Source organism: Lentilactobacillus otakiensis DSM 19908 = JCM 15040, assembly GCF_001434145.1.
GTDB lineage: Bacteria > Bacillota > Bacilli > Lactobacillales > Lactobacillaceae > Lentilactobacillus > Lentilactobacillus otakiensis.
Genome location: NZ_AZED01000014.1, coordinates 536,626 through 548,341, shown reverse-complemented (window position 1 = coordinate 548,341; position 11,716 = coordinate 536,626). Strand labels below are relative to the sequence as shown.

The window sequence follows — 11,716 nt, the reverse complement described above, 5'->3', positions numbered from 1 at the left end:
CGTTATTTTGGTAAATTTATTGAGCCTGGCCCTGAATCCGATCGCCTTTAACTTAGGGCCAATCGAAGTTCATTGGTATGGTATTATCATCGCCAGCGGTGTCATTTTAGCGGTATGGCTTGCCGTTAGAGAAGGCGACAAACGTGGTATTAAAGCAGACGACATCTATGATATGATATTGTGGGCGCTGCCGGCAGCTTTGATTTGTGCGCGTTTGTATTACGTCATTTTTCAGTGGTCGTACTACAAAGACAATCCCGGTGAAATTATTAAAATCTGGGATGGTGGAATTGCCATCTATGGTTCCCTGATTGGGGCGATGATTGTTGTGATCCTGTTCTGTCGCCACCGGTTCATTCCGGTGTGGTTGATGTTGGATGTCGCAGCGCCGACAGTGATTTTGGCACAAGCCATTGGTCGCTGGGGTAACTTCATGAATCAGGAGGCCTTTGGCCAAGTGACCTCATTAAGTTTCCTGCAGGGGTTGCATCTACCACACTTCATCATTACCCAAATGTATATCAGCGGTGCCTATCGTCAGCCGACGTTTTTGTATGAGTCGCTTTGGAGTTTGCTGGGGTTCACGGTGATTGTGACGTTACGGCATAATCCACACTTCTTCAAACGAGGCGAGGTGTTCCTGACATACGTGATGTGGTATTCCTTTGGCAGATTTTTCGTCGAAGGAATGCGGACTGATAGTTTAATGTTAGGCGGTCTGCGAGTTTCACAAATTCTGTCAATCATCTTATTTGTTGGTGCGATTGGGTTAATCATCTATCGTCGCCGCAATTCGCATAACCCTTGGTACTTAGAAGGTTCAAAATTAACAACTAATTGATCATTTATTGAATAAAGGAGATTTATCATGGCTAAAAAAGTTGCAGTGCTTGGTGCAGGTTCTTGGGGAAGCGTCCTCGCAAGCCTATTGGATGAAAATGGTTCAGACGTTAAATTGTGGTCGTATAACCCACAACAAGTAAAGGAACTTAACGAAGAGCATACCAACACAAAATACATCAAGAATTTCACATTCGCCGACTCACTGGTTGCAACCAATGACCTGAAGGATGCAATTGATGGTGTTGATTACATTTTATTCGTCGTTCCTACCCAAGTAACCCGTTCTGTTGCCAAACAAGTTGCAGAAATTTTGGCTGATCGGAATCAAAAAGTCAACATTATTCATGCTTCAAAAGGAATTGAAGAAAAAACTTACTTGAGATTATCTCAGGTTCTCGCACAGGAAATTGATCCTCAGAATCGCAAATCAATCTCAGTTCTCTCAGGACCAAGTCAAGCTGAAGATGTCGTGACTCACGATATCACATTGGTCACTGTTGCCAGTGACAATGCGCAAGCTGCTGAAGAAATTCAAGGCTTGTTCATGAATAACTATTTCCGGGTTTATACCAGTGATGATGTGATTGGTGTTGAAATCGGGGCTGCATTGAAGAACATCATTGCCCTTGGTGCTGGTGCTTTGTATGGATTAGGATACAAGGACAATGCCAAGGCAGCCTTGATGACGCGTGGCCTGGCTGAAATTTCCCGTTTGGGGACTTCATTTGGCGCCAACCCATTGACCTTTATTGGGCTATCAGGTGTTGGGGACATTATTGTAACCGCCACCAGTACTAACTCGCGTAATTGGCGGGCTGGTAACGAGTTAGGTAAAGGCCACTCCTTGGATGAAGTGGTTAACAACATGGGTATGGTGATCGAAGGCATTGCCACGACTCGGGCAGCGTATGAATTGTCTAAGAAACGTGGTGTTGATATGCCAATCACTTCAGCTATCTATCATGTGTTGTACGATAACGCCGATATTAAAGAAACCATTAATCAACTGATGACCCGTGAAGGCCGTTCGGAGATTGAATAATAAAGAGAAGGTGCAGTTCAATATGACAAGGAAAGTAACCAAAGCGGTTATTCCTGCCGCAGGATTAGGGACTCGATTTTTACCAGAAACCAAAGCTTTACCAAAAGAAATGCTGCCAATTGTAGATACGCCAACCATTCAATTTATTGTTGAGGAAGCCAAACAGGCCGGAATTAAAGATATCGTGATTGTCATTGGCAAGGGTAAACGTTCCATCGAGGATCATTTCGATTCAAATCCTGAATTGGAAATGAACTTGGAAGAACGTCACAAGAATGAAATTCTGGAAACCATCCGGAAGACCAATGACATGAACATTTACTTCATTCGTCAGTCACATCCCCGTGGCTTAGGGGATGCCATCTATACTGCCCGCAGCTTTATCAGCAATGAACCATTTGTGGTCATGCTTGGTGATGATGTTATGCAGGATAAGGTTCCATTGACCAAACAACTCATGGAAAGCTATCAGCAGACTGGTGCGTCAACGTTAGCTGTTAAGAAAGTCGCCCATAAAGATATTTCAAAATATGGCGTGATCGATCCGTCTGAAGAGGTTCGTCCAGGACTGTTCAACGTTAAGAAGTTTGTTGAAAAGCCAACTCCTGAAAAAGCGCCTAGTGATTTAGCAATTATCGGCAGATACTTGCTGACACCGGAAATTTTCGGCATTTTGGAGCATGCCAAACCTGATAAGACAGGCGAGATTCAATTAACTTCAGCAATTGATACCCTGAACCAAACACAACGGGTATTTGCGCACGAATTTAAAGGTGAACGATTCGATACCGGTAACAAATTAAGCTGGTTGAAGACTAATATCATTTTTGGCCTTCGTCACCCAGAAATTTCGGATGGTTTGCGAAGCTACCTGAAGGATTTAGGTGCCCAATTAACCGAAGAAGACAAAAAGAAGTAAGTGTCTCTACTGGACAAGCTTACTTTTTCATAGTAAATTAACATGTAAACGAATTTTGATAGTAAAGGGAGGATCCATATGGCTAAACAATATGATGTCGTGATTATTGGTGCCGGCCCCGGCGGAATGACGGCGGCTTTATATGCTTCACGAGCTAACCTGTCTGTCGCAATGATTGATCGGGGAATCTACGGCGGCCAAATGAATAACACAGCCGCCATTGAGAACTATCCTGGTTTTAAATCAATCATGGGTCCAGATCTCGCTCAAAATATGTATGACAGTTCAATTAATTTTGGTGCTGAATATGTGTATGGTACTGTGAGCGCCGTTGAGGATCACGGTGATTACAAGCTCATCAAAACCGATGAAGAAGAACTTCAGGCCAAAGTGGTGATCATTGCCACTGGTTCTGAGTATAAAAAGTTAGGAATTCCCGGCGAACATGAATACGGTGGCAAGGGTGTTTCCTACTGTGCCGTATGTGATGGTGCATTCTTTAAGAACAAGGATGTTGTCGTTGTTGGTGGTGGTGATTCTGCTATTGAAGAGGCTTCATACCTGTCCGGAATCGTCAACCATGTGACCGTTATTCATCGTCGTGACCAGTTGCGTGCTCAAAAGATTATCCAAGACCGTGCATTTGCGAACGACAAGATTGATTTTGTCTGGAACTCAAATGTCACTGAGGTACTGGGTGATGACAACAAAGTCACTGGTGTCAAAGTCGTGAATAATCAAACCAACGAGGAATCAGTCGTTGATACTTCAGGTGTCTTTATCTACGTTGGTTTGTTACCAATGACAGATGCCTTCAAGGATTTGAAGATTACCGACAAAGATGGCTGGATTAAGACCAATGATCAAATGGAAACTGCCATTCCCGGAATTTACGCGATTGGTGACGTCCGTCAAAAAGATTTGCGCCAGATTGCCACTGCTGTTGGTGAAGGTGGAATTGCCGGCCAACAAGCATTCAAATACGTTGAATCATTGAGTGACAAAGCAAAGTCTAGTGTTTCACAAAACTAATTTAATAATCAATTTGAAGGAGGCCGTGACTAAACACTTGTTTTGTCAGCGGCCCCTTTTGCTATGAAAAGAACGGGGGATTTATCGATGGGAATGCATCAATATTTGGAAAGCTTAGATGAACTGGAATTGATTAACCGGGCACCAGGATACTTTAAATTCGAGCAGCATTCAGTTGCCGCCCATTCATTTAAGGTCACCGAGATTGCTCAATTTTTGGGTGATGTGGAGGAAAATGCTGGCGAAAAAGTGGACTGGCGTGGTTTGTATGAAAAGGCACTGAATCATGATTACACTGAGCGTTTCATCGGCGACATTAAGACGCCGGTGAAGTATGCGACCCCAGTTTTGCGATCAATGCTGGCTGATGTTGATGACAAACTCACGGAAAACTTTGTTCAAAATGAAATTCCTGAAGAGTTTCAGAATGCCTATCGCCGCCGCTTGTCAGAGGGTAAGGACGACTCGTTGGAAGGCCGAATATTAGCGGTTGCTGATAAAGTGGATTTACTATATGAATCTTTTGGTGAAATTCAAAAGGGGAATCCTGAAGAAGTTTATCCCGAAATGTATAAGGAAAGTTTGTCAACAATGCTTGAATATCGTGACATGCATTGTGTACAGTATGTTTTGACAAAAGTTATTCCAGACATGCTCGCTGAAAACTTTACAACTCAAGATAAGTTGAGACGTCTTACTAGAAAAGTTTTAAAAAAGGAAGACAATTCCAAGGAATAATCGTTGGCGAAAGTATGTTCGTATGGTAAAATAGCGTTGTTAGTGGGCTGAAACAAAACATGATTTTGCTTGCAGCCCTTTTATGTTGTGTCATTCTGGTTTTAGGTCAGGGGGAATTTGAAGTTGATTGAACGTGAAGAAGATCGAAAATTTGATTTAGTATCCAAATACAAGCCAACTGGTGATCAGCCCGATGCAATTAAGAAGTTAGTTGCTGGAATTAATGAGGGCAAAAAGGCCCAAATTTTGAAGGGAGCCACTGGGACTGGGAAAACATTTACAATTTCCAATGTCATTGCCCAGGTTAACAAGCCCACCCTGGTTTTGTCACATAACAAGACTTTGGCTGGCCAATTGTATGGCGAGTTCAAAGAGTTCTTCCCCCACAACGCTGTTGAATACTTTGTTAGTTACTATGATTACTACCAACCAGAAGCATATGTGCCTTCCAGTGACACTTATATTGAAAAAGATTCGGCCATTAATGATGAAATTGATCAATTGCGACATTCTGCCACCAGTTCATTGTTGGAACGAAACGATGTCATTGTTGTGGCCTCAGTTTCATCTATCTTTGGATTAGGCGACCCAACCGAATACCGAAATCACGTGGTTTCGCTGCGGGTCGGTCAGACAATTGAACGGGATCATTTCTTACGTCAGTTGGTTGACATTCAATATGATCGAAATGATATTGATTTCCAACGTGGCCGTTTCCGAGTTCATGGAGACATTGTCGAAGTCTTTCCTGCATCATGGGATGAACACGCCTTTCGAATAGAGTTTTTCGGTGACGAGATTGATCGGATTCGCGAAGTTGATACCTTAACCGGTGAAGTGATTGGTGATCGCGACCATATCGCGATCTTTCCGGCGACCCACTTCTTGACCAGTGACGACGTTATGAACGTCGCCTTACCTGAAATTAAAGATGAGATGGAAAAACAAGTTGCCAAGTTTGAGAAGGAAGGCAAGTTGCTGGAAGCTCAACGACTCAAGCAACGAACCACTTATGATATTGAAATGATGCGTGAAATGGGCTACACCAGTGGGATTGAAAACTATTCACGATTCATGGATCGCCGCAAACCTGGTCAACCACCATTTACGCTGTTGGACTTCTTTCCTGATGACTTCCTGATGGTAGTTGATGAGTCTCACCAAACCATGCCGCAAATTCGCGGGATGTACAATGGTGACCAAGCTCGGAAGCAACAATTGGTTAATTACGGTTTCCGGCTGCCAAGTGCACTGGATAACCGTCCGTTAACTTTGAGTGAGTTTGAGCAGCACGTTCACCAAGTCGTTTACATGTCGGCAACTCCCGGTCCATATGAGATGGATCAGACCAAAGATGTTGTCACTCAAGTCATTCGGCCAACCGGATTATTGGATCCAACAATTGATGTTCGCCCAATTATGGGGCAGATGGATGATTTAGTTGGTGAAATTAACAAACGGGTTGATAAGCATGAACGAGTTTTTGTCACCACTTTGACTAAGAAAATGGCTGAAGATTTGACCGATTACTTGAAGGATTTAGGAATTAAGGTTAAATATCTTCATTCTGATATTAAGACTCTGGAACGAACTCAAATCATTCGCGACCTGCGACTTGGAAAATTTGATGTTCTTGTCGGAATCAATTTGTTGCGGGAAGGAATCGATGTTCCAGAAGTTTCTTTGGTTGCCATTTTGGATGCCGACAAGGAAGGCTTTCTGCGTAATGAACGGTCATTGATTCAGACAATCGGTCGGGCATCCCGTAATGAACATGGGGCCGTAATCATGTACGCTGATACCGTGACGGATTCGATGCAAGCAGCGATTGACGAGACTGCTCACCGACGGGCAATTCAAATTGCATATAACAAGAAGCATGGCATTACGCCAACCACGATTGTTAAACCAATCCGTTCATTAATCTCGGTTACCAAGGGATCAGACGATTCTGGTGAGAAAGATGACTTTGTGGAGAGCGATTTTGAACAAATGAATAAGACAGATCAAAAGGATATGCTGGCTCGTTTGACTGACGAAATGCGTGATGCCGCCAAGAAACTTGATTTTGAGCAAGCCGCTACTTTGCGTGATACAATTATTGAATTAAAGGGACAAATGAGTAAGTGATCTAAAGGAGATTATGCATATTGGCAATGGATAAGATCGTCATCCGTGGGGCACGTGCCCACAATTTAAAAAATGTGAACGTGACAATTCCAAAAGATAAATTGGTTGTCATGACCGGACTGTCCGGCTCAGGGAAAAGTTCACTGGCATTCGATACGCTTTATGCGGAAGGTCAACGACGATACGTTGAAAGTTTGTCATCATATGCCCGACAATTTTTGGGCCAAATGGACAAACCTGACGTTGATTCAATTGATGGGTTAAGCCCAGCAATCTCAATTGACCAAAAAACAACTTCCAAGAATCCGCGATCAACGGTGGGAACTGTCACTGAAATCAATGATTACTTTCGCCTGCTATGGGCAAGAGTTGGCGTCCCCATCTGTCCTAATGATGGGTCGGTGATTTCCAGTCAGTCAGTTGACCAAATGATTGATCAAGTGATGAAGTTACCTGATAGAACAAAGATGCAGATTTTATCACCCATTGTTCGGGGTAAAAAAGGCCAACACAAGAAAATCTTTGAAAAGATTAAGCGTGAAGGCTTTGTGCGTGTCCAAGTCGATGGTGAAACTTATGACATTGACGATGTGCCTGAATTAGATAAAAACAAGAGTCATGATATTAATATTATTATCGATCGAATTATTGTGAAGGATGGGATTAACAACCGGCTATCCGATTCACTTGAAGCTGCGCTTAGATTAAGTGGCGGTTATGCGGTTGCTGATTTTCTTGGTGAACGTGATCCGCTGATGTTTTCTGAACACTACGCTTGCCCAATTTGTGGTTTCACAGTTGGAGAGCTGGAACCCCGGCTATTTTCGTTTAATTCACCGCTCGGCGCGTGTCCTGACTGTGACGGTTTGGGGATGAAGTTGGAAGTTGATGAAGACTTGGTTGTCCCTGATCGAACGAAAACATTGGCTGAAGGGGCTTTAGCACCGTGGAATTCTGCTAGTTCTAAATGGTATCCCAATATGCTTAAGCAGGTCTGTGAAGCTGAAGGGATTAACATGGATGTTCCCTTCAACAAATTGTCCAAGAAACAACAGAACTTTGTGTTGTATGGATCGAAGACAAAGTCATTTCACTTTGTTCTCCAGAGTGACTTTGGTGGCATTCGCGATGTTGATGGCCCATTTGAAGGGGTGATTAACAATGTTGATCGCCGTTACCACAATACCAGCAGTGATTTCACCCGGGACAATCTCAGCCAGTACATGACTGAATTGACTTGTCAGACTTGTCACGGTTATCGGCTGAACCGAAAGGCCTTGGCCGTTAAAGTTGGCAAGAATAATGTGGCCCAAATTTCTGCGCTGGATGTAACTGCTGAACTCAACTTTTTCCGTTCCTTAACCTTTGGTGAGCAGGACACGATGATTGCCAAACCAATTATTAAGGAGATTACCGACAGACTGACTTTTCTGAGAAATGTAGGTTTGGATTATTTAACGTTGTCTCGTTCTGCGAGAACATTATCTGGTGGAGAAGCACAACGAATTCGACTCGCAACTCAGATTGGTTCGAATTTGACTGGCGTTCTCTATATCCTTGATGAACCTTCGATTGGCTTACATCAACGAGATAATGATCGGTTGATCGCTTCTTTGAAGAAGATGCGTGATTTGGGTAATACCTTGATTGTTGTCGAACATGATGAGGATACCATGCGGGCTGCCGACTATATTGTGGATATCGGTCCCGGTGCCGGTCAGCAGGGTGGTAAGGTCATGGCTGTTGGAACGCCTGAAGACATTGAGAAGGTGCCTGAATCGATTACCGGTCAGTATTTGTCTGGTAAAAGATTCATTCCAGTTCCTGACAAACGTCGCAAAGGGAATGGTAAGAAGATTCGGGTAACTGGAGCTGCTGAAAATAATCTGAAGAACTTAACGGTTGATTTTCCACTGGGCAAGATGGTGGTTGTCACCGGTGTTTCAGGTTCAGGAAAGTCAACCTTGGTCAATGATATTTTGAAGAAAGCCTTGGCCCAGAAACTCAATCATAATTCTGAAAAGCCCGGAAAGTATAAATCCATTTCCGGCTACAAAAACATTGAAAAAATTATCGACATCGATCAAACACCAATTGGTAGAACACCGCGTTCAAACCCGGCAACTTATACAGGCGTCTTTGACGATATTCGAGGCTTATTTGCGAACACCAATGACGCGAAGCTCCGTGGCTTCAAGAAGGGCCGATTCAGCTTTAACGTTAAGGGTGGTCGCTGCGAAACGTGTCATGGCGATGGCATCTTAAAAATTGAAATGAACTTTTTGCCGGATGTCTATGTCCCTTGTGAAGTTTGTCATGGCAAACGATACAATGCCGAAACTTTGGAAGTTGAATATAAAGGTAAGAATATTTCTGACGTGCTTGATATGACTGTTGATGAAGCAGTTGATTTCTTCAGCGCGATTCCAAAGATTTCACGAAAACTTCAAACGATTAAAGACGTTGGCTTGGGTTATGTTCATTTGGGTCAACCCGCAACAACTTTATCTGGTGGGGAAGCCCAACGAATGAAGCTGGCTTCTGAATTGCATAAGAAGGCGAATGGCCAAAACTTCTATATTTTGGATGAGCCAACCACTGGTCTTCACAGCGAAGACATTCGGCGCCTGTTGGGTGTCCTTCAAAAGCTGGTTGATCAAGGCAATACAGTTTTGATCATCGAACATAATCTGGACGTGGTTAAGAGTGCTGATTATCTGATTGATTTAGGGCCTGAAGGTGGCGATGGTGGGGGAACCATCGTTGCTACTGGAACACCCGAACAGTTGGTGAAAGTGCCTGAAAGCTATACTGGGCAGTATTTGAAGCCTGTCCTGGAACGGGACAAGAAATTGACGAAGCAAGCTGAAAAGCAGGCTGTTAAAGCCAGTAAATAAGGCTTAAATCTATGAAGCCATCCAGAGCGATTTTCGTTTGGACGGCTTTTTTGGTTAGGTTTTGTTATGACAACGACTTGGTCACGGCCTGCCTCGCTCAGTGGTTGCGCCGCCGGTTGGTACTCAGCACACTCTGTTCACATGACACGCCCGGTATGTTATACTGTTTAAAGTTCGTTATACGAAAGGAAATCACTATGGCTGTTAACAACCAATTCGTCATTATCACTGGAATGAGTGGCGCTGGTAAGACTGTTGCAATGCAAAGCTTTGAGGATTTAGGTTACTTTTGTGTTGATAACATGCCACCAACGCTGCTGCCAAAATTTAAAGAATTAATCCACATGGAGCGGGATATTAATAAAATTGCGTTAGTGATGGATCTGCGTTCACAGGTCTTTTATGATGAAATCATCGATATGTTCGATGATTTAAGGAAAAATGATGACAACAATGTTGATATTATTTTTCTGGATTCGTCTGATCAAAAGTTAGTTTCTCGATACAAGGAAACTCGCCGGGCCCATCCACTTGCACGCAATGGTCGGGTGATTGATGGGATTAAGAAAGAGCGGGAATTGCTGGCTAACGTCAAACAGGCTGCCGACTTGGTTGTTGATACGACCAATATGGCACCACGCCGTCTCCGTGAAGAAGTCTTTCATAATTTCGAATCGACTGATGAAACCCACACATTTCACGTGGAAGTCATGTCGTTTGGTTTCAAGTACGGGTTGCCACTAGATGCCGATATCGTCATGGATGTCCGCTTCTTGCCGAATCCGTATTATGATGCCAAAATGCGTTACAAAACCGGTCTTGATAAGCCAGTGAGGGATTATGTCATGAATTCCGAGGGTGCTAAAGAATTTTATGAAAAGCTCTTGGACATGATGGAATTCACGCTACCTGGTTATCAAAAAGAAGGTAAAGCCAGTCTGACAGTTGCCATCGGCTGCACGGGTGGGCAACACCGATCTGTTGCGATTGCCCAACGACTGGCAAACGATTTAAAAGATAAGTATCCGGTCAACATTACTCATCGTGACATTGATCGACATAAAACAAAGGAGGGTAACTGATGCTTGATGCACTTCATACACATCAACCGCGGATCGTCGTGATTGGTGGAGGAACGGGTCTGCCGGTTATCCTCAAAAATTTGCGAAACCGGCACGTCGACATCACTGCGATTGTCACAGTTGCCGATGATGGGGGTTCTTCAGGAATCCTTAGAAATTACATTAACGTTGTTCCACCTGGAGATATTCGAAATGTCATGGTGGCATTGTCCGAGATGCCAGAACTCTATTTGGATTTGTTCCAATACAGGTTCAAGAGTTCCGACCAATTCTTTGCGGGGCATGCGTTAGGTAATTTGATCATCGCAGCTCTTTCAGAAATGAAAGGCGGCATTTTTGACTCAGTTCAATTATTGAGTCAAATGCTTAAAGTTGATGGTCATATCTATCCAGCGGCCAACGAACCATTAGAGTTAAACGCTGAGTTTAGCGACGGGACAAGAATGAGCGGCGAGTCTGAAATCACTGCTGCGGGAAAATTGATCAAACGCGTTTGGGTGGAGACTACTGATGACTCTCATAAACCGGAAGCTGTGGAACAGGTGATTGACGCGATTATGAACGCTGATCAGATTGTCCTCGGACCTGGTAGTCTGTTTACCAGCATCTTACCTAATTTAATGATCGAAAATGTTGGTGAAGCCCTGCGTCGCACCAGTGCAGACATCGTCTATATTTGTAATATTATGACGCAAAAAGGTGAAACCGAAAACTTTACAGAGGCGGATCACGTTCGCGTGTTAAACCGCCATCTGGGCATGAATTTCATTAATACTGTTTTAGTGAATATTAAAGAGGTTCCGGCCGAGTACATCGATCATAAAAAATGGAATGAAGTGTCCCAGCCGGTCAAGCATGATTTTGCTGGTTTACGGGCAATGGGCTGTCGAGTTATTTCGGCTGACTTTTTGGAGTTGAAAGACCGCGGTGCATTCCATAACGGGCAAGAAGTTGCCGATGAATTGATCAATTTATTAGGTCGTTCATTGGACGATCACAAGTAAGACTGTTCACGCAGAAAAGGAGGGAATCA

General features: G+C 43.6%; 9 protein-coding genes. All 9 read left to right on the top strand.

All coding sequences use genetic code 11. The features are described 5' to 3' along the window. Positions 1 to 7: 7 nt before the first annotated feature. The 9 genes from lgt to FD05_RS10175 all read left to right on the top strand — a co-directional run bounded on the left by lgt (position 8) and on the right by FD05_RS10175 (position 11,687). On the top strand, positions 8 to 841 hold the full coding sequence (gene lgt, locus FD05_RS10215; RefSeq protein WP_020280026.1) for a prolipoprotein diacylglyceryl transferase: 834 nt from the start codon (positions 8 to 10) through the stop codon (positions 839 to 841). A gap of 27 nt (positions 842 to 868) precedes the next feature. After that, complete coding sequence (locus tag FD05_RS10210; RefSeq protein ID WP_020280027.1) at positions 869 to 1,885, top strand: NAD(P)H-dependent glycerol-3-phosphate dehydrogenase; 1,017 nt, start codon at positions 869 to 871, stop codon at positions 1,883 to 1,885. Positions 1,886 to 1,907: 22 nt separating this feature from the next. Further along, complete coding sequence (gene galU, locus FD05_RS10205; RefSeq protein ID WP_020280028.1) at positions 1,908 to 2,804, top strand: UTP--glucose-1-phosphate uridylyltransferase GalU; 897 nt, start codon at positions 1,908 to 1,910, stop codon at positions 2,802 to 2,804. A 78-nt stretch (positions 2,805 to 2,882) separates the two neighbouring features. Next, entirely contained in the window at positions 2,883 to 3,836 is a 954-nt protein-coding gene (trxB, locus tag FD05_RS10200) for a thioredoxin-disulfide reductase (protein WP_020280029.1), read from the top strand. Between the two features lie 87 nt (positions 3,837 to 3,923). Further along, on the top strand, positions 3,924 to 4,574 hold the full coding sequence (locus FD05_RS10195; RefSeq protein WP_020280030.1) for a YfbR-like 5'-deoxynucleotidase: 651 nt from the start codon (positions 3,924 to 3,926) through the stop codon (positions 4,572 to 4,574). Positions 4,575 to 4,697: 123 nt separating this feature from the next. Then, positions 4,698 to 6,704 carry an excinuclease ABC subunit UvrB gene (uvrB, locus tag FD05_RS10190; RefSeq protein WP_039932262.1) on the top strand — a complete coding sequence of 669 codons (2,007 nt, stop codon included), beginning with the start codon at positions 4,698 to 4,700 and terminating at the stop codon, positions 6,702 to 6,704. Between the two features lie 20 nt (positions 6,705 to 6,724). After that, positions 6,725 to 9,601 carry an excinuclease ABC subunit UvrA gene (gene uvrA, locus FD05_RS10185; RefSeq protein WP_020280032.1) on the top strand — a complete coding sequence of 959 codons (2,877 nt, stop codon included), beginning with the start codon at positions 6,725 to 6,727 and terminating at the stop codon, positions 9,599 to 9,601. 197 nt (positions 9,602 to 9,798) lie between these two features. After that, the gene (gene rapZ, locus FD05_RS10180) at positions 9,799 to 10,683 is read left to right on the top strand and encodes an RNase adapter RapZ (RefSeq protein ID WP_020280033.1); all 885 of its coding nucleotides are present in this window, start codon (positions 9,799 to 9,801) and stop codon (positions 10,681 to 10,683) included. After that, on the top strand, positions 10,683 to 11,687 hold the full coding sequence (locus FD05_RS10175; RefSeq protein ID WP_020280034.1) for a gluconeogenesis factor YvcK family protein: 1,005 nt from the start codon (positions 10,683 to 10,685) through the stop codon (positions 11,685 to 11,687). The genes rapZ and FD05_RS10175 overlap by 1 nt, the downstream gene beginning before the upstream one ends. Positions 11,688 to 11,716 lie beyond the last annotated feature (29 nt).